Below are 19,388 nucleotides of genomic sequence, written 5' to 3'. Positions count from 1 at the left end.
CTAACTAAGCTCAGTTATCGCTTCAGCACGATTGCTGGAGAGCTCTTGATTATCTGTCACGAGCGCGGCGCCTTCTTTTGTGCCGCTGCGGCATTCCTGCCCCGGGCTATTCGCTCAGCTGGGCTGGCATGGAGATTGTTGATTAATATCGACCAGGCTCCGCACTTGGGTGTCAGATTCGCCCGATAAAGCCAGCTGCTCGCACTCCACGCTGATGCGACGGCAATGCCGGCACTTGCGCTCAATCCAACGTTGAAAGATCACTGCCTGCGCATCAAGGAGCAGGTCGCTGCCCCAAGTAGTTGCGAGTAAGCACTATCGGCTCGGTCAAGCCCGCATATCGCGCTTCCACGATCGGCGCCATTAAGACCGAAAGACAATGTCTCTCATGGCCGCCCATCCTCTGCAAAGAAGCTTGTTTGGCTTCATTCCGGAGCATAGGCTGCGGGCGTCCAGCGCTTGAAAGAAGGCCCCAAGCTACCGCTGCTCTTTGTGGAGACAGGGAATCTGCAGCAAGTGGGACTTCCGACTGCCGAACTTGCAACAGCGCCCGGTCAGGAGCACAGTTCGTGCATCAAAGGGGGATGGGCAATGGAACGCTCGCAATTCACTATTGATCGCACACTGTATTCGGACGAGGTGACCGCTCGCGCGGCGCATCGCTATACCGACAAGTTTGGGGTGGAGATACGCGGGCAAGGCGCCAACCTCACCGTTTTCTTGTGGTCTCTGGACGGCTCTAATTTGCCAGAGGACCTCTGGGCCCGGTTTTCCCGAGACTTGCTGGACGAGCGCCTGCGAGCGGCCGTGCGAGCGGAGACGAGCGGACTTCAGCAGGAGCTGCTTCGTGCAGCACTGAACCAGGCACAGCCGGCGGTGCCCCATGTCGAGGTTTAGGCTCGCTGAGGCTTTCGCCGGCCCATCGGCCTACGAACTGTTGCCTCTACGGTTCAGACGCCTTCCCTGGGACGAACACCGTGCTTTTGTCTCGTCCATGGCAGGCGACTGGCTCCTGATGAAGATGGAGGACGTTCAGTGCCTGGTGACCCACCAGTTGCCGACCAACTCAGCCCTCTTTGCAGATTTGGAAGCCCGGCACCTGGCCGTCGCCGGGATCGACCGAAGCAGCTTGGCGCCCCTGCTCAGTCAAATTCGCAGCCGAAAGTCCTACCTGATGGGTGGACCCGCTCTCCACATCTTCGTGGTGTCGCTGCGCTGCCACCACACATGCAATTACTGCCAGGTGTCCCGGCAGGAGACGAGCGCCACTGCGTTCGACATGGAAGGTACGCACGCCGAACAGGCGGTGGAACGGTTGTTCGAATGGCCGAGCCAAGAACTGACGATCGAATTCCAAGGAGGTGAGCCCCTGCTCAATTTTGAGCAAGTGAAGGCCATCACCCGGCGGATCGTCGAGCGAAATCAGAGCGCCCGACGCACCCTGCGCTTCGTGCTGGCATCCACCCTGCATGACCTCACCGACGACCAGCTGGCGTTTCTGACCGAACATCGCTTCAAGCTCTCCACCTCGCTGGACGGTCCCGAATGGCTCCACAACGCCAACCGCCCCCGGCCCGGCCGCGACAGCTATCGGCGGACTGTGGAGGGGATTGAACGCGCACGCCGTTGGCTCGGAGACGATGGCGTCTCGGCGCTGACGACGCTGACCCGCCAGAGCCTCGAGGTTCCTGAGGCCATCATCGACGAATACCGGAAGCTGGGTTTCCACAGCATCTCCTTGCGTCCATTAAGCCCCTACGGGTTCGCCACCAAGACGGCCCGCCGCACCGGCTACCCCACGGAAGACTTCCTGGCCTTCTACCGACGCGCATTCGACCACTTGCTGTCGGTGAACCTGGCCGGCTACGCCATGGAAGAGTCCTACGCGTCTCTCCTCCTCTCCCAGCTCTTCACGTCCTTCGGGCACGGCTACGTCGATCTCCGATCGCCCTCCGGAGCCGGGTTGGGCGCCGTCATCTACGACCACGACGGGCGGGTCTATCCGTCGGACGAGGCACGCATGCTGGCCGCAATGGGGGACGATGCCTTTGCCTTGGGCCACGTCAGCCAACCGGTCAGCCAATGGCTGTTCTCGCCCGCCATGGCCCGCTTGCTGGACGCCGGGGTCGCCGAGGCCCTACCCACGTGCTCCGACTGCGCGTTTGTGCCGATGTGCGGCGCCGATCCGATCGAGCACTACGCCCGCCAGGGGGATCCCATCGGCCATCGGCCCAGCAGCGACTTCTGCCAACGGAACATGGGGCTCTTTGATTTTCTGCTGGAACGATACGAGAAGGCTGACCGGAACATCCAAGCGTTGATGCGCTCTTGGGCCAATCCGAAGCCATCGGTAGAGGACGCCGTCCATGCTGCCGCTTGAAACCAGAGCCGAGCTGGCGCCGTCGGCGAAGGCCAGCCTGCTCAAGGTCGTGTCGCTGGCAGAGTTTGCCCAATCAGCACTTCCCTTCGAGCGCTTGGCTCTGGACCTGCGGGACGTCCCAGCGGACCACGCCAGCAATGAGCTGCTAAACCTGCCTTGGGGTGCAGTCTTGCCCTCGAGCGGGTTGCGCTCACCCGGTAAGGCCCCTCTCGTTCACTTGGAAGGTCCGCCGGGTGTTTGCAAGCCTGGGGACGTGGTGGAGCTCAATCCCCTGCAGAAGAAGGTGGCGATCCGATATCGGCGCGGAGACACCGGCAATGTGTTGTTCGCCACCGAGCGCTGCAACAGCTACTGCCTGATGTGCTCTCAGCCGCCCCGAGACGTTCAAGACGATTGGCGGGTGAGGCACCTCCTGGACCTGATCGACCTCATCGATCCGGAGGAACCTTCGCTGGCGATCAGCGGCGGGGAACCGACCCTGCTAGGTGACGGGCTGGTCGACGTAGTGGCCAAATGCGCGCACGTGCTGCCCAACACCCACCTGCACATCCTGTCCAACGGCCGAATGCGTGAGCCCGGCCTGCACGCGAAATTTGCGGGCCTCCATCCCAACCTGAGCTGGGGCATTCCGCTCTACGGAGACCGCTATGCCTTGCACGACTACGTCGTGCAAAGCGAGGGGGCGTTCGCTCAGACCCTTCGTGGGCTTTACGCATTGGAAGCTGCCCAGCAGCGGGTGGAGATACGGGTCGTGTTGGTTAAACCCACGGTCGAGCGGCTGATACAGCTGGCCCGCTACATCTGGCGCAACCTGCCCTTCGTCGAACACGTCGCACTGATGGGCATCGAGCCCATCGGCTTTGCCAAAGCCCATCAGCGTGAGCTTTGGGCCGATCCAGCGGACTACGGTGACGTCCTGTCCGAAGCGGTAGGGCTGCTGGCCGAGGGCGGAATCCCGGTCTCGCTCTACAACCTGCCCTTGTGCGCGTTGGACCGATCGCTTTGGCCCTACGCCGTGCAGAGCATTTCGCCTTGGAAGAACGACTACCTACCCGCCTGCGAAACCTGCTCGGTTCGACAGCGGTGCGGCGGCTTCTTCTCGTGGGTCACACCGGCTTGGACCAGCCGGTCCATCTCTCCTGTCCTGGAAACCTGATCATGTCCAACGCACTGATGATCGTCGGCGCCGCCACCTTGGGAACCCTGGGCACGGAGCCGCCCAAGGGCCAGTCCGAACTTTCCAGGCTCTCCGAGTTGGACGGGAAATACGCGACCGTCCTGAGCACCTCGTTGAATGCAGGCCGGCACAACCTGTATGCAGGGCACCGCAGCCACAGCTCCCATCGATCACACAGTTCCCATCGCTCCCATTCGTCTGGGTCGGGAAGCTCGTATCGCTCCTACACCCCGCCACCGGCGACCTATACCCCACCGCCCACCCGCTACACCACGCCAGCGAAACCGGCGGCGCCCGCAACTTCCCGAACCACGGGGAGTGGCGGCGGCCATTTGAACAGCTACCCGACCCAGAATCTGGATCCAGCCACCCGAGCAAACTCGAGGTCTACGAACAACCTGACCTTGGAACCTGGCACTTACGAAAAGCCAGTCACGGAGGGACGGGACGCCGATGCGCTCAAGCTGCTCATCATGCGCGTCCAAGCAGCGCTCTATTCCAAGGGCTACGATCCGGGCGCCATCGACGGTGCGCTTACCCCTGAAACCCAATCGGCGCTGCGCATGTTCCAATTGGCCCACGGCATTCGAGCGACAGGAACGATGACAACTCCGACGCTCGACGCACTCGGGGTGCGGCTCTAATCAGCACGCCGGCACCATGCCGTGGCTTCCGCCTAATGCCAAAAGCTGACCACACACCAGCGTTCGTGAAGCCCCCCCCCCTTCCCCAGGGAGCCTTGCCTGACACCCCGTGAGGTCGAGACCAGGATTGGATTGCGCATTACCCAGGCCATGGCGTAAAGGCACACGGTGGAGCGCTTCGCTTGGGGGCACACTCTCATGGCATCCGCGCGCATCGATCCGGTGAGCAGGCTCTAGAGCCTTCCTCTGGGGCGCAGAGCTTCGGCCGGAATGAAACTCTTAACGGTTCATGGTGTAAGGTTGACCCAACTGGCTCCTCTCTGGCGCGAAATCCTTCGCCCCTGTGTCTAGCCCCTCTCAGGTATGACACATGACACCCTCGACCGCTTTCCGGATCCTTCGGATTCGCCCTTTGCTGCGCCTGAATGGAACGATCGAGCGAGTGGAATCCCTACAGGCCAAGTGTGGCTCGTGTGGGGACGAATCGCGTATGTCGCGTGGCCAAGGCCTTACCGATGCTGTGGGGGGGGTGGAGCTCACCTGTCCCGCATGCGCGGTGACGGGGATTTTGACCGTAGACCAAGCGTGGGTTCTCTGGGGAGAGCAGATGAGAAAGGACAGGATCCTGGCGCTAGCGGGGCTGGTGCCCGAAGATCTAGATCGCACCTAGATCTTGCATCACCGCCTGCCCATCGCGCAGCAACGTCGCCAGAAGCCGACCACCAGCCACCTGCCGCCCTACCCGCGCGTTAAGCCAAGTGGCCTGGATTTTGCCGGCTGCGAGGACATCGGCTGGGGCAAAGCTCTCAGGCCTGCCGGCCAAGGGTTCTCCCGGCGAGGCCAAGCCGCCATCAAGGCACTGAACAATGGTAGGTCTGGTGCTGTCGTTCTTGGCGTACGCAGTTGCCATCATCCGACCATTCCTGGGCGACCAGCCCCCAAGAACCAGCTCAGTCCCGAGATGGTCAATCGGTAGGCGCGCTTCGGCAGCTGCCCTTACGTAGTTCGGCCACAGTTGGTCCAGCACCAAGCCCATCTCCGCAGAAAGCTGTTCCATCGTGAAATCTGCGCGGAAGCTCGCCTGAAGCGCCAGCTCGTAGACACGAAGAAAAAACTGCGTAGACCCGCGTGCGGCCATCACGAGATTGTGCTGCGGAATCAGGAGCATTTTGGCGCCCGAGGAGTGGGCGCCGGTACGGGCATCCTCTGCCAGGGTGTCAACAGCAACGAGGAGCTGGCTAGGGCTCAGCAAGACGTTGAGAATGCTCATTGTGTCTGCCTAATGACCTAGATGGACTATCTCTCGTATTCATCCTCAAGTCGAGTCCGCTATGACATACACCCTGGAGCAACTTGCTGAACGCCTGCACGCATGCGAGGTCGACTTAGAAGCGCATCGGGGATACCTCAAAGCGATGGAGTACGCACTCGGCGCGACCATCGCCACCCACAGTGATCCGCCATCATTGCGCCGGATCTGGGACCTGATGTTGGTGGAAGCGGCGGACACTCATGCCGGCCTCGATGGCCCGATCTTCACCGCTGCCTTTCAGCAGTCTCTTCGGATGCTCACCGAACAGATATCCCTGATGGACCCAGGCCCTACCAGCCAGCGCCCAATAGATCAGTAAGGATCTGCTCCAGCTTGATGGCCGCCTCCCGCTGAGAGCTGACCTTGATCGAAAGGCCGCTTTGAGCGGGACCAGGACGAGTCTCAAACCGAGTGATGGTTCCACCCCCGTTTCCATCCACCTCCACTCTGGCGGTTATGATTCTGCCATTGGCGCTGAACGTCCAATCCTGGAAGGCGTGCATTTCTATGCTCGAAGCTGGGTTGTGCAGAATAACCTGCACCAACCGGCTCTAGGGCCACCCGGCTCGACAAGCCGCCCCCTGTTATGCGCCCAATCGCGGCGTTGTCGTCCTTGCTCGCGTCTCAAGATCCCGCACCGCACCCTCGTTATCGCGGGGATCTTCGCCGCAGGTGCCATCAAGCGCTCCCGCATTGAAAGCAAACCCTCATCCTGAAACGAACCCCAGTTGCGCCCTCCTACGTGCCCACGGCGCGCACTAGGCCTCGGCTGGCTCTCGGTGTCGGGCAACGAGCTCGGCGAGCTGCTCCATGCCCGTCACGGGCTCAAACCTGCCCTTCAAACGCTGTGAGAAGTTGGTCCAGTCCGCTCGAACCAAGGTCTTCAAACAGGGAGTGGACACCCGCATGAACAGCAGAGGCTGATCGGAGAAGCGAAGCTTTTGGACAGCACCTCTAGCGAGCTGCACAAGCTCTGAGTGGATGTCCAGCGACTCCACATAGACCATCGTCGCACCTACCGCGCTGGCGGTCCCCTCAAGGTAGGTGAAAAAGCGGCTTCCATCGAAGCACACAACTGCGCGCGAACCACATGCCTCATTGAACTCAGCGCCGGCTGCCATCAGCTCGGCAATCCGCACTTCAGTCAGCTCCTCTACTGCTGAGCTTACAAAGACAACCGAGCAATTGAGCATGCCTAACAACCTCGAGTTAAGGCGTCAGCCTACGCCGCGCTTTGTGCTCTGGGTGTGCAGGAAGCAAAGGCGAAAGCGAGAGGTCACTCAGTCGCGGGACCTTCACGCTCGCGCAACTATTCTCGCCGACGCCGCTCAATGCTGAGCGGTCAAGAACGGCATCGGACTCTTCTTGCGCAACTCGCAGGAAGCGATCAGCCCAGAGTCATCGCCACTGCATGATCAAGAGCAATCCCCTCCACGCTCCGCCCTTCGAACTAAACTCACCTCAATTCGTCTGGAAAACCAGGTTCAAGGACAAATGTGTCTATACCGGATGCGGAGTGGGTCTTCCCGGGCGAAGTGACAGCGATCACCGTGCCGAAGTCCACGCAACCAGGCAGGCGCTCGCAGCCCAGCTTGCGCATGTTCGGCTCTCGCAGTGCCACGAGGTGTTCGTCAGGAACACGACTGCCGCATTGATCACCGTCCACCATTTCCTGTCCCAGGCGGCGGAGAAGGATGCTGTCTTCTTCCTCTGCGCAACTGCTGAGGTTGCCGGGGAGATCATTGCGACACTCAACGTGGATGACAGACCGGCTTGAAGAAGGAAACTAGCAGTGGGAGATGAATCAGTTTACGGGATAGTGAGAGCTCGATAGCAGTTAAGCCTCAGATCGCAAATGGCTTGACACATTTTCAGATCCGCTACTCCGTATACCTTGCCAAGCTTCAGACGCATGGTTAGATGCTTCCATCTTCAACGGAGGCAGCAACGATGGGCAACGTTCGCGGTAACAAGAAAGAACCACGCTTAGCTAGCGATTGGCGGCAGGCCACCGAGGCCATACCAATCTTGATCGTCGAACGGAACGAAGCTTCCGTCATGGGCACCGATGCATTGATCGCGGCGGCCCAATCGGGGCTCAGGGACGCCTGCGAGAACTGCCGGACGGCTTTGATCGAGCATCGAAGGGAGTAGGTGGCCATCGCCGCCGGCATCTTTCGCGAACCGCTGAAAAGGGGCATTTGCCCCCTTTGATGGTTGTCAGAAGCTGCCGGCACGCCTTACAGACTGGTGGCCCGCCACACGCGCCCGATCAGCCCGCCCATGAGTGGCGCAATCGGGAAGACGGTGTAGAGGGCAGCCAACGCCAGCGGCGGGACAGACACGAAGAAGTTGCGTTCCGACTCGATCAGGCCAGGGTAGAAGATCCCTACACCGATGCTCGCCAGCTGGACGACCACCACGACCAGCGTGCCCATCAGTGCCCCCTTCCAAAAGCCCCCGCGCCTCGGTTCCAAGAAGGGATTGACCGCCCTGGCTGCCCGAACGCGCGCCGCCCGCCAGTTCAGCACGTAAAGCAGCAGGAGGAGCGCCAACACGCCGACTCCAGCCGAGAACGCCGCCACAGCCTGCCAGGCAAGCCCAAGCTCTCCAGAAATTTCTGCACCGCCTACGAAGGCGAGCAGGCCAGCGCCTCCAAGAAGGACCGTTGCGGGTGCGAGCAGGGCCCACTGCATATTGGACGCGGTCGAGTGAGAGCGAACGTGGACATTCATGGAACCTCCAAATGAGCGAAACCGAGGGCGGGTTACAGGGGCCGATCAGGGCTTCTTCTGCGCATCAACAAGCAGCCACTGCCCTGCCCGCTTTTCAAACACCAGATCCGCTCGCGCCGGCACGGGTGCAGGACTCTCCTTGAGCTGGCGACCGCCCTGGAAACCGATCACATCGAGGGTGCCGCCCGTGACGCACGTCGTTCGTTCGGGCCCGCTCGGATGGCAGTCGGCGTTCAAGTCCTCCCAGCCACGCACTTCCACGCGCTGCCCTAGCTCGGCCACCAGGTTTTCGTTCAAATACTGCTCATAACCCTTCGCCACCTGCTCCATCGACGGCCCTTGGTCCGCCTTGCTGCATGCGGCCAAGCCGACAATGGCTACTGCAGCGGCCACCATTCCACGCTTCATGCACCTTCTCCTAGGTTCTTAGTGACGTCCACTTCGATCGTTTCGTTCCGATAGCCCAGGCTCACCTTCTCGACGGTCACGTCCATCTTGGGCTCCGTGCCGTCGATCCAAACCCGATTGACCGAGAAGACCACGCGGTCGTCTTGAAACGAGCGGCCTTGACGCGCGAGGTTAGCCGCTTCGGCCGGGTCCATCCGGATCAGCAACCGGTAGCGCCCCGCGTTCGGCGGGCTGGACACGCCCGTGGGCGTCTTGCGAATCCAGGGGACGAAGTTCTTTCCCGTGACACTCAACCCAGCAAGCGAGATCTGCGGCATCGGCACGAACACTTCCATCACGCCCCGATCTGCGTTGTAGCTGACTCCGCCCAGCGCTTTGAAGTTCGGGCGAACGGCATACCGCCGAACGCTTTTGAACCGCTCGAGCCTCGCGTCGAAGGCCGGCCCGAAGCGCTGCTCGATCACCGCCGCTGACGGCTCCGCCTCTTGGCTGCCCGTCGTCCTCTTTGCGGCCACCCACGCCTGCCGCAAGCACCACTGCCGTTTGTCAGGCCTCAACTGGTAGGCGGAATGTGCCATGGCCAACAGGCCCATGTCGCACATGTCGATCCCTTGCGCACCGGTGGAGGACAGCCCTTCGCGCAGGTGCTGAGCACCCTCAAGGGTGTCCCCGTCCAGGTCCCAGTACATGCCGGCCGGCTCGGCGTACAGGGGGTGGGACACCTTGGCCTGTGATCCGGACTTTCCTGAAAGGGCCCCTCCAATCTGACGAAGCAGGCCCGATGGGGTCATGGATTGGGCGCTGGCGCCCGTCGATACGACCAGCGCGAGCGCGCCGGCCAGAACTGCACCGTTCTTCATACAGCCCCTCGTTCCGTTGGATGGACTTGCCACGAACTTACGTGGTGCGTAGAGTCTACCCGTGACGTAGGCCTTGGGTCATCATCGGTGCATGCCTGCACTGCATCCGTTCAGCCTGTGACTACGCCGACAACTCCGCGAGCGATCGTGGCGGCGCGACTGCGCCAAGCCAGGATCCTTCGAGGCTTCAGCCAGCGCGAAGTGGGGGTCAGGATGGGCCTGGACAAAGACACCGCATCGGCTCGCATCAGTCGCTACGAGAGCGAATCGATGACGGTGAGCCTGGAGGCATTGTTTGAACTGGCGCAGGCATTGGACGTGCCGCCGGCCTATCTGCTGGCGACAACGCCGGCGATGGCAGACGCCATCTTGGCGTTGGGTGTTCAAAGCGAGGCCCAGCAAGCCAAGGTTTCTCAAGCCCTCGAACGGCTGATCGCTCTCCCCCCGCTGAAGCGGAAGCAAGCCATTGAGCGCCTGTTGGCGAGTCCCGAATAGGCATTCGCAATAGTTCTCCCGGGTGCAGGGGGCACCGCGGCTGTGGCGAATTGGATACAGCTCGTCGCCCGGCTGCCAGCGATCTACTTGAAATTTCGGTCACCCGGCCTGTTGTTCTTAGCCGACGGCCTCGACGACCTGCAGCAGCGCGCCCCGCTGGGCTGGCGCGTGATCGCGGGAGGCTTGACCACCTGGACCGTGTCGGGGTTTCCCTAAACAATCAACGCACGGGCCCACTGATGCCAAGAGGAGGGCCAAGGGCAACCGTACGCCCCCCACGCCCAACCGCGGCGGGTTCTGGAAAAGGCTTCCTCGTGACCTGGGCGATCGTGGCGGCTGCCCACCTGACCGCTTTCCTCGGGATGGGCTTTGCTAACCTGCTGCCCCGTCCTGAGCAAAGCCGAGCAATCTTCAGCCTGCTCGTCGTGGCGCTTGTGCCGGCGCACGTGGCGATACCTATCTTGAGGGGCAGGGCCTGCAGCCTGGTCCGCTGAACGGTATTGAGGCAGCTCCTCTCAACCTGCTCCAGTTCTTCCTCGGACCGTTCAGGTTCGTCGTTGGCCCATTGAGGACCCAACGCGGAAACCCGAAAGCAGCTCAGTTCAATCCGGCCGAAGCCCCTGTCGCCCAAGCGCGAGACGAGGGCTTCGCTTGGTAGCAGTCGTGAGAAACCAGGCTCATCTTAATGGTTGCGTTCGAAGCGTTCGCACTCCTGAGTCGGGTGCCGATGCTCGTCTTTGTTATCTTTGTGAACTTCCACCGAGAGGCCCGTCAAACAACGGCGGCCACGCTCGCCACGCTGCTTAAGGTTGATGGGAGCAGGTTGACGCGCCCTGCCGGGATATCCACCAAGTTGTCTTGGCTAGGTGCCTACGATGGCGCTCACTGCGAGGCTGTACTAAGCTATCGCCGGGTGCATCACCAAAGACGGGCGCCTGAGCCATGGCTTAGCCACCCAACCGCAATTTGGATTGGAAATGGTGCTTGCCGCTGGCTAGATTTCTGGTAAACAAAGGATCTTCTTTAAGAATGGAAAGCAACCCAGAAGCAACAGGCCGTACGAAGGAGGCCTTTGATGACTTCCGGTCTTACTTGAGCAATCCCAGAATGCCAACAGCAGCACTGATAGCCAACCGAGATCAAGTGAAACAGATGAACCCGAGTGATGGGCTACTCCTTTGGCGGGATGGCCCTGTTACGACTAAGCAAAAGCCTCCCGTCGCGCCGCTGGTCACTAAAGACCAGGCAGACACGGCACAACTGTGGGCGGTTCGCACTGAAGACGTCGCATATGCAGAAGAACGATGTGCCTTCGGAAAGAGCCTAGAGAGCGGAGTAATAAAACACACCAATCTTACAGGCGGCCTTCCTGCGTTCTGCGGCGGCGAGTTAATTTTCATCGACGAATCTACTATTGTTGTGAATGGAAATTCAGGTAGATATGGACCCAGGGGTTCAGACGAGATGCGCCTCGTAGCCCAAGCATTTGCAAAATCTGGATACAAAGTTTGGTCGATGGGATTTGATCATGAAGCCGACTTGCCGGCACCTTTTATTGGCTCGTATCCAGAATGGATTCCGGCATGAATGACAGGATAGAGGAAAGAAATCTTTCTTTAGCTTTCGGGCCGGAATCATCTGGCGACAGCCCAGAAGAACGCGCCAAAACATCAAAACTTCGCTTCGTTCGGGGCCAGTTGCAGTTAGCGCGTTACAGCGGCAATGCTACTGGCCGGGTGCTCGAAGCGACAGAAGCGCTTGAACTCTTTGGCTGGTCTGCGCTCCTGAAGGTTGGAGAAGATGGCTCGATGCCATTGATTTCCTCTGCGCAAGAACCCGCCCACACGTTAAAGAGGCGAAGGGAGGAGCTTGGCCTTTCTTATGAAAACCTTAAGCGCAAAACCAAGGTTCCAGTAAATACGATTAAGGCTGCTGAGACCCCAGGGGCTCGCACTCCAATACGCATACTAGAGAAGCTTGCGCAAGCGATGGCCTTAGACGAACAAGTCTTGGGAATGGTCCCCGACGCGGGTCGCGACGCGAGTCTTGGTGTTAGATTGAGGGAAATGGGAGATAGCAACTCAAACCAAGGATTTACGGCACATACCGTCCTTCAGTTTGCAGAGGCCGCATGGATAGTAGATCGACAGGTGTCTATTCAAAAAAGGCTGTCAGAAATTGCTCCAAGTTGCTTGACAAGCCTGCCTTACCCAGACCCGGACTATTCTTACCCAACCTATAAGCAAGGCTATAGGCTTGCGCGCAAAACCCGTCAGCTGTTAGACCTCGATGACGAAGAGCCCGTCGAAAGTGTCCGCAAAGTTATTGAAGATCAATTCGGGCTGCCGTTAGTTCAAGAGTCTATGACCCGGAAGCTGGCCGGAGCAACGCTTGCAAATGGTGCAATTCGGGGAATAATGGTTAATGAGGCAGGCTCCAACACGAATGTGTGGGTCCGCCGAATGACCCTTTGCCATGAACTTGGTCACTTACTCTGGGATCCCGATGACAAGCTTAAGAAAGTCACTGTGGATACTTATGCGGACTTGGAGCAGAGCGATAGAGAGCAGGACAGAGATATTGCAGAGATCCGCGCAAATGCATTTGCAGTCGCCTTTCTTGCGCCGGCACTAGCCGTTGAACGCATTTATGAGAGATGCAACGACCCAACCAGTGTGGTCTCAGCTGTAATGAGCAAATTCGGCATCAGCGCCACCGCCGCTAAGCACCACGTCCGCAATGTGACGGGGCTTAATACGGCGAGCGTTCGAAATTCCGATCTCCCAACACCTGAGCCCCATTTGATTGCAATGGAGAATCTTACGCTAGATTATTTCCCCGTTAAGTCAGTTCCATCTTCAAGGAGGGGGAAATTCGCATGGAATGTCGCCAAAGCTCAGCAACTCGGCCTGATTAGCCTTGATAGTGCGGAATCTTACTTAGGTTGCGATGCCAACTCACTAACTGAAGATGCGCTTCGGATAATCTTGGAACTGCGTTAACAACGATTGTCCATTCTTCACAAGCCAGCCATCCAGCCGCGTCTTCGACTACTGTATCTGGACACAACACAGGATAAGTATGCGGTTTGCGATCTGCTGTGGATTCAAGGGCTTGGATCCGGGTCGATCCGATCCGCCACCTTCAGCCGCCGGCATGGCTGAGTGAGTCTGAGCGATGACGGCGGGCGGAAGGGCTGACCGCGACGTGTTAGCCCACGTCAGACATACTCTTGGCATGCATGAAACTGGCGAAGTCGTGGTTCCCAGTGCTCCTGGCTTCCTCCTCGGGCTCTCCCTCTTCCACGCTCGCCCCCGCCGCGAGCAGTGTCTCGGCGACCTGACACTTAACCTCGAAATCGAGCTCCACGTCACGGGCCAGCCAAACCAATGGCGGCTGATCCTCATCGTCCTCTGTGTAGGTATACGCATCGGGGTCCAGCCCGGTAGCCAAAAGCGCCCTCACAAGCTCCACATCCCCCTTCACGCAAGCGCTGTGAAGCTGGGGATACATCAGTGACCCCCCGCGCTCTTGGAAAGCCTCTGGCAGCGCCTTCACTGCGTCCAGCATCTCATCGAAGCGTTCGCGGAAAGCCTCACTGCCCCCGTAGAGGTCGTCGAAGCCCATGGCGGCTGCAATGCTTGCGTTCATATCTTTTCCTCTCTGAAGTTGAGGGACCATCACCTATACAAGTGGGTGCCACGCGCTACGGCATCGGCCTTGGCCAATTGCGCGCTGTGTGTAAAACATGCCCGTAGCCGCCTCCCCTGGGCTCGTCTGCCGCGTCACGACACTTCCTTGTCTCGGGCAAAAGGCCGCAGTGGCACACCCATCGCCTCCCCTGGCGCCCAACGCGCCTCCAGATCATTGGCTCGCTGAGCGGCTTGGGCTTCGCTGAGTTCATGCATCGCCTTCTGCAACACCTTTTCGTAAGCGGCGTGGTAGGGCTCACGCGTCTCCCCGTCGCCCCAAGGCGCCTGCAAGGCCACCTCGACTGTGGCATCCCAAACGTCACCCCGTTCAAGCGCACCGCTCAGCACTTGGTCGTTCACCACCAGGACATGCCCCGCCACCAGGCCATCCACCAATGCCCACTCATGGGGAACCACGGCAATGTCATCGAGCGTGGTCAGCGTTGCGATACGCCCCAACTTCTTCTGAAGTCGGCTTGCATCGTCGCGCGCCTGCCGCAAGGCCAATTCGATTTCCAGCTCACGGACCCGTTGCTGGGCTGCGTCCAACTCATCGATCAGGCGACGCTCTTTGACACTTCGCCCCACGCGCGAGGCCTGCCAAGCAACGAGTTCGGCGTAAGGGTAACGGACGTGCTCGTTGGCCCTTCCAGCAGCGCCGCTGGCCCCTTTGACGAAGGGCGGCCCAGCGGGCGGGGTTCGGCGGCGCCATTCTCCAAGCGTGTCGAAGTGGACCCCGAGGTAGCGGGCTGCCGCCTTGGTGCTGATCGTGGGGGGCGGCAGGCCTGCCGCTGCCTTATTTAGTTCAGCATCCAGTGCCGCAGAGCGCTGCTCCAGGTAGTCCTCTTCTTTACGCTGGCATTCCATTGGGTCGCTCCTTACTGGGCGTCGCGTCGGTTTCTTGCTGAGAAAATGGGGACTGGGGCATCGCCGGACTCGTCCAGCCGAGGCTTGTCTGTCCCCTTCAAGCGATTCCAGACCCGAGGACTGGTCGCAACCATGTGCTCTTCTACGCGGCCCATGGCCTCGCGGAGCTTGGACCACTCCTGCTCGGTGTAGCGTTCGGAGACAGCGGCCATGCGATCTTCGCCGCGGCCCAACGTTCTGTGGTGGAGCAGTTGGGACACGATTCGACTTTCGCCGAATAGGAGGGCGGCGTAACGGCCGAGCGTCCGGCGCAGATCGTGGAGGGTCAGACCAATGTCCACCTCTGCCCGCAGATCGAGCAACCCCGCGTCCCGGCGCACGTTTGCCACGATGCTCTTGCTGTCCGAGTAGTGCCCCGTGGTGCTTCGGTCCGATCGGGCGGGGAACACGAACATGGTTTTGGCCAGCGCGCGGCGCGCCCTCTCCACCTCTTTTTCCAGCCGGTCCAGCAGATCCCGGCGTGCACGCCTGGCTCGAGCGGCGTCCAACACTTCTTGCGCGTCCGCCAAGTCTTGCTTGAGCTTGGTTTCGTCCGCGCGCTCGTCGAACCGCCGCTGCAGGATCTTTTCAGCAAAGTAAGCCACCGGCAGGTAGCGCTCCTCGCCGTTCTTGGTGTCAAACAAGTAAACCTGAGAGCCCGCTCGCCTCGTGTAAGGGTTGACCTCATTCGGCCCGGCCAACCAGACCCAGGACACTTCCGACTGGCGCAGCTCGCCCGGGGAGCACCGGTCAAACCAGCGCAGGGGAGCGGCCTCGCCGCGGCGGGTGCCCCAGAGCAGGGTCAGCAGCAAGTAGTCCGCGCCGGTGGCGTTCAAGCCGCCCTGCTCGTCCCGCCTGGCCAAGATCACCTTGAGGACCGTGGGAAGCGTCTCGTCCCCCAACGGGTTGCGCACCTCGGCACGCTCGTAGTGCCGGCGCAGCGCTTGCGAGTCCCGCAACATGTCGTCGTCGTGGATGACCTGGAACGGGTTGTAGCGCAGCACCGGTTCCCGCTGCTGCTGAGCCGCCGCTTTGCGTTCCCGCTTCAGCACCAGGTCGACCGCCCTCTTCGCGTCTGTGAACGCGTGCTCGGTCGACGCCAAACCGGCCGCTTTGACTCGCTGGATGTACTTCCCGGTCACGCCCAACGCTTCGAGCTGTTGCGTGGAGAGCGCGGCCCAATCCGACTGGTCGGCCAGTGCTTGGCGCATCGGGGTGGGGATCCGGTTGGAGCGCACCATGGACGATCGCCGCAGGCCGTCGAACGCGCGGTGGATGTCCTTGTCCAAAAGCTGAAGGATCGGCTTGTCCGCCAGCCCGACTTCCGGGCGAGCGAACCGCGCCAAGCTGTCTTGGATCGCTCGGATGCTTGCGGGCTTGGCCTTCTTGTTGCGCACGCGCTTCTGCAGGTCCTCAACGTAGGCCGCAAAGCAATCCGCCAGCGTGAGCCCCTTCAGCTCCACCAGCTGCTCGGCTCGGGCCTCTTCCTTCGAAGGATGCTCGCCCGTTTCTCGAACCACGGCCAACTTCCGCCGCGCCAGCTCGTAGGCTTGCTCCGGTCCGATGTCGGTGACGCTGCCCAGGGAGAACCGACGAACCCCGGCTGGGCCGCGGACCACGACTTCATATGTGGTGCGGGTGGTGCCCACGTAAAACCCGAACCCCGTCGGAGCACCTTGGTTGCCGTCCAAGACGCGGTAAGGCTTGCCGGCGTCTGCCGACGGGCGTGGGGCAATGACCACCCTGCCCTGCTTGCCTTCGACCGGGCCCTTGGCCACGCTCAACTCGCAGATTTGCCGGTAGGTCAGCTTAAACTTGGTGCCTCGGCGGCGCGGGGCCTCTGCCTGCGCCGCAACAACCGTATCCATGGTCGATCCGCCGTCTGTCCGTCGCAACATCGATTTGATCCTCTTTGAGTGACTAGCGCAACCGCGGCGCAACGAAGAACCCCGTTACTTGCCGCAAGTGGCCTGGATTGATCGCTACAACCTGTAGGAAGTTCTCTTGCAAACCACTGATTCAAAAGCGAAACCGTCTGCATCGAAGGCCAGTGCAGAGCACACGCCCCTCATGAAGCAGTTCTTCGCAGCCAAGTCCGAGTATCCGGACCTGCTGCTGTTCTTCCGCATGGGCGACTTCTACGAGCTGTTCTACGACGACGCGCGCAAGGCCGCACGGCTGCTCGACATCACCCTGACCCAGCGTGGCAGCTCCGGCGGCGCGCCGATCCCGATGGCCGGCGTGCCGGTGCATGCCTACGAAGGCTACCTGGCAAGGCTGGTGGCGCTGGGCGAGTCGGTGGCGATCTGCGAGCAGATCGGCGACCCGGCGCTGGCCAAGGGCCTGGTCGAACGCAAGGTGGTGCGCATCGTCACCCCCGGCACCGTGACCGACGAGGCGCTGCTGGACGAGCGCCGTGACACCCTGCTGATGGCGCTGTCGCGCACCAAGCAGGGCTACGGCCTGGCCTGGGCCGACCTCGCTGGTGGCCGCTTCCTGGTCAACGAAGTGGAGACCGACGACGCCCTGGAAGCCGAACTGGCCCGACTGGAGCCGGCCGAGCTGCTGGTGCCCGATGAAGAAAACTGGCCGGAGTTCCTGCGCCAGCGCACCGGCGTGCGTCGCCGTGCGCCCTGGCTGTTCGACGCCGACAGTGGCCGCCGCCAGCTGCTGGCCTTCTTCAAGCTGCATGACCTGAGCGGCTTCGGCATCGACGACAAGCCGCGCGCGACCGCCGCCGCAGGCGCCCTGCTCGGCTATGTCGAGGAAACCCAGAAGCAGCGCCTGCCGCACCTGACCTCGATCGCGATGGAAACCGCCGGCGAGGCGATTGCGATGAACGCCGCCACCCGCCGCCACCTGGAACTGGATACGCGCGTCGACGGCGATACCCGCAATACCCTGCTGGGCGTGCTCGACAGCACGGTGACACCGATGGGCGGGCGCCTGCTGCGCCGGTGGCTGCACCGCCCGCTGCGCCTGCGCGAGGTGCTGGTGCAGCGCCACCACGCGGTGGATATCCTGATCGATCGCGGTGCGGACGCCGACATCCGCGAGCAGTTCCGCCGCCTAGGCGATCTTGAGCGCATCCTGACCCGCGTCGCGCTGCGTTCGGCGCGCCCGCGCGATTTCTCCACCCTGCGCGATGGCCTGGGCCTGTTGCCGGCGGTGCGCGAAGTGCTGGCGCCGCTGGACTCGCCGCGTCTGCAGGCCCTGCATGCCGCGCTGGGTGAACATGACGGATGCGCACAGCTGCTGGCCAGTGCCATCGCCGAGATGCCACCGCTGAAACTGAGCGACGGCGGCGTGCTGGCCGATGGCTTCGATGAAGAGCTGGACGAGCTGCGCCGCCTGTCCACCCATGCCGACCAGTTCCTGGTCGATCTGGAACTGCGCGAGCGCGAGAGCAGCGGCATTCCCACCCTGAAGGTGGGCTACAACCGTGTGCACGGCTACTACATCGAGATCAGCAAGGGCCAGTCCGATCGTGCGCCGGTGCACTACACCCGCCGGCAGACGCTGACCAATGCCGAGCGCTACATCACCGAAGAACTGAAGGCGTTCGAAGACAAGGTGCTGTCGGCGCGCGACCGTTCGCTGTCGCGCGAGAAGTACCTGTACGAGCAGCTGCTGGATACCCTCGGCGAACAGCTGGAACCGTTGAAGCAGTGCGCCGCTGCGCTGAGCGAGCTGGACGTGCTGGCCGCCTTCGCCGAGCGCGCGCAGGCACTGGACTGGTCGCGGCCGGAACTGGAAACGGCACCGTGCCTGAAGATCGAGCGTGGCCGCCATCCGGTGGTCGAGGCGGTGCGCGAGCAGCCGTTCGAACCGAACGACCTGGACCTGCATCCGGACCGTCGCATGCTGGTCATCACCGGCCCGAACATGGGCGGTAAATCGACCTACATGCGGCAGAACGCGCTGATCGTGCTGCTGGCCCACATCGGCAGCTTCGTGCCGGCCAGCCGTGCGGTGATCGGTCCGATCGACCGCATCCTGACCCGCATCGGCGCGGGTGATGACCTGGCCCGCGGGCAGTCGACCTTCATGGTCGAGATGGCCGAGACCAGCTACATCCTGCACCACGCCACTGCCCATTCGCTGGTGCTGATGGACGAGATCGGCCGCGGCACCTCCACCTACGATGGCCTGGCGCTGGCCGACGCGGTGGCTCGCCACCTCGCCTACCAGAACCGCTGCTACACACTGTTCGCCACCCACTACTTCGAACTGACCGCGCTGGCCGACGAGCAGCACGAAGGCGGCCGCAGCGGCATCGCCAACGTGCACCTGGATGCCGTCGAGCACGGCGAGGCGCTGGTGTTCATGCACGCGGTGAAAGATGGCCCGGCCAACCGCAGCTTCGGCCTGCAGGTGGCGGCACTGGCCGGCCTGCCGCGTGCCACCGTGGCACAGGCACGGCGTCGCCTGGCCGAGCTGGAGCAGCGCGGTGGTGAAAGCCATGCCGCCGAAGTGGCGCCACAGGCACTGGATGCGCCGCAGCAGTTCGGCCTGTTCGCCGCGCCGTCGAACAAGGCCCAGGAAGCGCTGGCCGCCATCGACCCGGACGAGCTGACCCCGAAGCAGGCACTGGAAGCGCTGTACCGACTGAAGGCACTGCTCTAGCCCTGCCGCGCATGGCCTCGGCCTCCCGCCACGGCGCGGGCGGCCGTCCGAAATACTCTGCAAATCCGATTCTTCGTTTCAATTGACAGAAACTATCAGACTGAACGGATCATTCGATTATTCATTTCATCTGGCGCTAGCTAAAGTCGAGTG

Annotated in this window: 19 protein-coding genes; 10 read left to right on the top strand and 9 right to left on the bottom strand. The window is 61.6% G+C overall.

Annotated features, from left to right (window positions below; genetic code table 11):
* The first annotated feature begins 591 nt into the window (after positions 1 to 591).
* Genes NSQ78_RS06695 through hxsA form a run of 4 tightly spaced genes read left to right on the top strand, consistent with a single transcriptional unit; the run spans position 592 to position 4,201 of the window.
* A complete protein-coding gene (locus NSQ78_RS06695; RefSeq protein WP_019659236.1) occupies positions 592 to 897 on the top strand; it encodes a hypothetical protein in 306 nt (101 codons plus the stop codon).
* The gene (hxsB, locus tag NSQ78_RS06690; protein WP_065183088.1) at positions 884 to 2,380 is read left to right on the top strand and encodes a His-Xaa-Ser system radical SAM maturase HxsB; all 1,497 of its coding nucleotides are present in this window, start codon (positions 884 to 886) and stop codon (positions 2,378 to 2,380) included. The genes NSQ78_RS06695 and hxsB overlap by 14 nt, the downstream gene beginning before the upstream one ends.
* Positions 2,367 to 3,536 (top strand): His-Xaa-Ser system radical SAM maturase HxsC, encoded by a 1,170-nt coding sequence (gene hxsC / locus NSQ78_RS06685; RefSeq protein ID WP_019659238.1) that lies wholly within the window; start codon positions 2,367 to 2,369, stop codon positions 3,534 to 3,536. The genes hxsB and hxsC overlap by 14 nt, the downstream gene beginning before the upstream one ends.
* 2 nt (positions 3,537 to 3,538) lie before the next feature.
* Positions 3,539 to 4,201, top strand: coding sequence for a His-Xaa-Ser repeat protein HxsA (hxsA, locus tag NSQ78_RS06680; RefSeq protein ID WP_143568717.1), 663 nt, complete (start codon positions 3,539 to 3,541; stop codon positions 4,199 to 4,201).
* A gap of 655 nt (positions 4,202 to 4,856) precedes the next feature.
* Here the strand turns inward: hxsA and NSQ78_RS06675 are convergent.
* Entirely contained in the window at positions 4,857 to 5,471 is a 615-nt protein-coding gene (locus NSQ78_RS06675) for a hypothetical protein (RefSeq protein WP_065183089.1), read from the bottom strand.
* 61 nt (positions 5,472 to 5,532) lie between these two features.
* On the opposite strand from NSQ78_RS06675, the gene NSQ78_RS06670 reads away from it, so the two are divergent.
* Positions 5,533 to 5,832 (top strand): hypothetical protein, encoded by a 300-nt coding sequence (locus tag NSQ78_RS06670; protein ID WP_065183090.1) that lies wholly within the window; start codon positions 5,533 to 5,535, stop codon positions 5,830 to 5,832.
* A 439-nt stretch (positions 5,833 to 6,271) separates the two neighbouring features.
* On the opposite strand, the gene NSQ78_RS06665 is transcribed toward NSQ78_RS06670, so the two are convergent.
* Positions 6,272 to 6,706 (bottom strand): BLUF domain-containing protein, encoded by a 435-nt coding sequence (locus NSQ78_RS06665; protein ID WP_019659243.1) that lies wholly within the window; start codon positions 6,704 to 6,706, stop codon positions 6,272 to 6,274.
* A gap of 218 nt (positions 6,707 to 6,924) precedes the next feature.
* Here NSQ78_RS06665 and NSQ78_RS06660 point away from each other — a divergent pair, with 218 nt between their 5' ends.
* Positions 6,925 to 7,290, top strand: coding sequence for a hypothetical protein (locus NSQ78_RS06660; protein ID WP_019659244.1), 366 nt, complete (start codon positions 6,925 to 6,927; stop codon positions 7,288 to 7,290).
* Between the two features lie 139 nt (positions 7,291 to 7,429).
* On the opposite strand, the gene NSQ78_RS06655 is transcribed toward NSQ78_RS06660, so the two are convergent.
* The 4 genes from NSQ78_RS06655 to NSQ78_RS06640 all read right to left on the bottom strand — a co-directional run bounded on the left by NSQ78_RS06655 (position 7,430) and on the right by NSQ78_RS06640 (position 9,516).
* On the bottom strand, positions 7,430 to 7,675 hold the full coding sequence (locus NSQ78_RS06655; protein ID WP_154081309.1) for a hypothetical protein: 246 nt from the start codon (positions 7,673 to 7,675) through the stop codon (positions 7,430 to 7,432).
* A 78-nt stretch (positions 7,676 to 7,753) separates the two neighbouring features.
* Positions 7,754 to 8,248 (bottom strand): ABC transporter permease, encoded by a 495-nt coding sequence (locus NSQ78_RS06650; protein ID WP_231110266.1) that lies wholly within the window; start codon positions 8,246 to 8,248, stop codon positions 7,754 to 7,756.
* 45 nt (positions 8,249 to 8,293) lie between these two features.
* A complete protein-coding gene (locus NSQ78_RS06645) occupies positions 8,294 to 8,656 on the bottom strand; it encodes a hypothetical protein (protein WP_026346942.1) in 363 nt (120 codons plus the stop codon).
* Positions 8,653 to 9,516, bottom strand: a complete 864-nt coding sequence (locus tag NSQ78_RS06640; protein ID WP_065183091.1) for a hypothetical protein — start codon at positions 9,514 to 9,516, stop codon at positions 8,653 to 8,655. The genes NSQ78_RS06645 and NSQ78_RS06640 overlap by 4 nt, the downstream gene beginning before the upstream one ends.
* Before the next feature lie 201 nt (positions 9,517 to 9,717).
* On the opposite strand from NSQ78_RS06640, the gene NSQ78_RS06635 reads away from it, so the two are divergent.
* From NSQ78_RS06635 to NSQ78_RS06625, 3 genes are all read left to right on the top strand, one after another.
* Entirely contained in the window at positions 9,718 to 10,011 is a 294-nt protein-coding gene (locus tag NSQ78_RS06635) for a helix-turn-helix transcriptional regulator (RefSeq protein ID WP_231110269.1), read from the top strand.
* 1,029 nt (positions 10,012 to 11,040) lie between these two features.
* The gene (locus tag NSQ78_RS06630) at positions 11,041 to 11,598 is read left to right on the top strand and encodes a hypothetical protein (protein WP_339208180.1); all 558 of its coding nucleotides are present in this window, start codon (positions 11,041 to 11,043) and stop codon (positions 11,596 to 11,598) included.
* Positions 11,595 to 13,013: an XRE family transcriptional regulator gene (locus NSQ78_RS06625; protein WP_196769497.1), complete on the top strand. Its 1,419-nt coding sequence runs from the start codon at positions 11,595 to 11,597 to the stop codon at positions 13,011 to 13,013. The genes NSQ78_RS06630 and NSQ78_RS06625 overlap by 4 nt, the downstream gene beginning before the upstream one ends.
* Before the next feature lie 208 nt (positions 13,014 to 13,221).
* Here the strand turns inward: NSQ78_RS06625 and NSQ78_RS06620 are convergent, their stop codons facing one another.
* The 3 genes from NSQ78_RS06620 to NSQ78_RS06610 form a co-directional block, all read right to left on the bottom strand.
* A complete protein-coding gene (locus NSQ78_RS06620; RefSeq protein ID WP_339208177.1) occupies positions 13,222 to 13,662 on the bottom strand; it encodes an ankyrin repeat domain-containing protein in 441 nt (146 codons plus the stop codon).
* Between the two features lie 134 nt (positions 13,663 to 13,796).
* Complete coding sequence (locus NSQ78_RS06615) at positions 13,797 to 14,570, bottom strand: hypothetical protein (RefSeq protein WP_065183095.1); 774 nt, start codon at positions 14,568 to 14,570, stop codon at positions 13,797 to 13,799.
* A gap of 11 nt (positions 14,571 to 14,581) precedes the next feature.
* On the bottom strand, positions 14,582 to 16,477 hold the full coding sequence (locus tag NSQ78_RS06610) for an integrase (RefSeq protein WP_065183150.1): 1,896 nt from the start codon (positions 16,475 to 16,477) through the stop codon (positions 14,582 to 14,584).
* Between the two features lie 202 nt (positions 16,478 to 16,679).
* On the opposite strand from NSQ78_RS06610, the gene mutS reads away from it, so the two are divergent.
* On the top strand, positions 16,680 to 19,235 hold the full coding sequence (mutS, locus tag NSQ78_RS06605) for a DNA mismatch repair protein MutS (protein ID WP_064237926.1): 2,556 nt from the start codon (positions 16,680 to 16,682) through the stop codon (positions 19,233 to 19,235).
* Positions 19,236 to 19,388 lie beyond the last annotated feature (153 nt).

Source organism: Stenotrophomonas sp. FSL W7-1447, from assembly GCF_037966425.1.
Taxonomy (GTDB): domain Bacteria; phylum Pseudomonadota; class Gammaproteobacteria; order Xanthomonadales; family Xanthomonadaceae; genus Stenotrophomonas; species Stenotrophomonas pavanii.
Note: the sequence above shows the minus strand (reverse complement) of the source record. Positions and strands in the feature narration are given on the sequence as shown.

Excerpts from the sequence above, each read along its gene's own strand:
- NSQ78_RS06620 (WP_339208177.1), bottom strand. The coding sequence starts at position 13,662 with ATGAACGCAAGCATTGCAGCCGCCATGGGCTTCGACGACCTCTACGGG.
- NSQ78_RS06670 (WP_065183090.1), top strand. The coding sequence starts at position 5,533 with ATGACATACACCCTGGAGCAACTTGCTGAACGCCTGCACGCATGCGAG.
- NSQ78_RS06650 (WP_231110266.1), bottom strand. The coding sequence starts at position 8,248 with ATGAATGTCCACGTTCGCTCTCACTCGACCGCGTCCAATATGCAGTGG.
- hxsA (WP_143568717.1), top strand. The coding sequence starts at position 3,539 with ATGTCCAACGCACTGATGATCGTCGGCGCCGCCACCTTGGGAACCCTG.
- NSQ78_RS06695 (WP_019659236.1), top strand. The coding sequence starts at position 592 with ATGGAACGCTCGCAATTCACTATTGATCGCACACTGTATTCGGACGAG.
- NSQ78_RS06655 (WP_154081309.1), bottom strand. The coding sequence starts at position 7,675 with ATGGCCACCTACTCCCTTCGATGCTCGATCAAAGCCGTCCGGCAGTTC.
- NSQ78_RS06660 (WP_019659244.1), top strand. The coding sequence starts at position 6,925 with ATGATCAAGAGCAATCCCCTCCACGCTCCGCCCTTCGAACTAAACTCA.
- NSQ78_RS06610 (WP_065183150.1), bottom strand. The coding sequence starts at position 16,477 with ATGGATACGGTTGTTGCGGCGCAGGCAGAGGCCCCGCGCCGCCGAGGC.
- hxsB (WP_065183088.1), top strand. The coding sequence starts at position 884 with ATGTCGAGGTTTAGGCTCGCTGAGGCTTTCGCCGGCCCATCGGCCTAC.
- hxsC (WP_019659238.1), top strand. The coding sequence starts at position 2,367 with ATGCTGCCGCTTGAAACCAGAGCCGAGCTGGCGCCGTCGGCGAAGGCC.
- NSQ78_RS06665 (WP_019659243.1), bottom strand. The coding sequence starts at position 6,706 with ATGCTCAATTGCTCGGTTGTCTTTGTAAGCTCAGCAGTAGAGGAGCTG.
- NSQ78_RS06625 (WP_196769497.1), top strand. The coding sequence starts at position 11,595 with ATGAATGACAGGATAGAGGAAAGAAATCTTTCTTTAGCTTTCGGGCCG.
- NSQ78_RS06630 (WP_339208180.1), top strand. The coding sequence starts at position 11,041 with ATGGAAAGCAACCCAGAAGCAACAGGCCGTACGAAGGAGGCCTTTGAT.
- NSQ78_RS06675 (WP_065183089.1), bottom strand. The coding sequence starts at position 5,471 with ATGAGCATTCTCAACGTCTTGCTGAGCCCTAGCCAGCTCCTCGTTGCT.
- mutS (WP_064237926.1), top strand. The coding sequence starts at position 16,680 with ATGAAGCAGTTCTTCGCAGCCAAGTCCGAGTATCCGGACCTGCTGCTG.
- NSQ78_RS06645 (WP_026346942.1), bottom strand. The coding sequence starts at position 8,656 with ATGAAGCGTGGAATGGTGGCCGCTGCAGTAGCCATTGTCGGCTTGGCC.
- NSQ78_RS06640 (WP_065183091.1), bottom strand. The coding sequence starts at position 9,516 with ATGAAGAACGGTGCAGTTCTGGCCGGCGCGCTCGCGCTGGTCGTATCG.
- NSQ78_RS06615 (WP_065183095.1), bottom strand. The coding sequence starts at position 14,570 with ATGGAATGCCAGCGTAAAGAAGAGGACTACCTGGAGCAGCGCTCTGCG.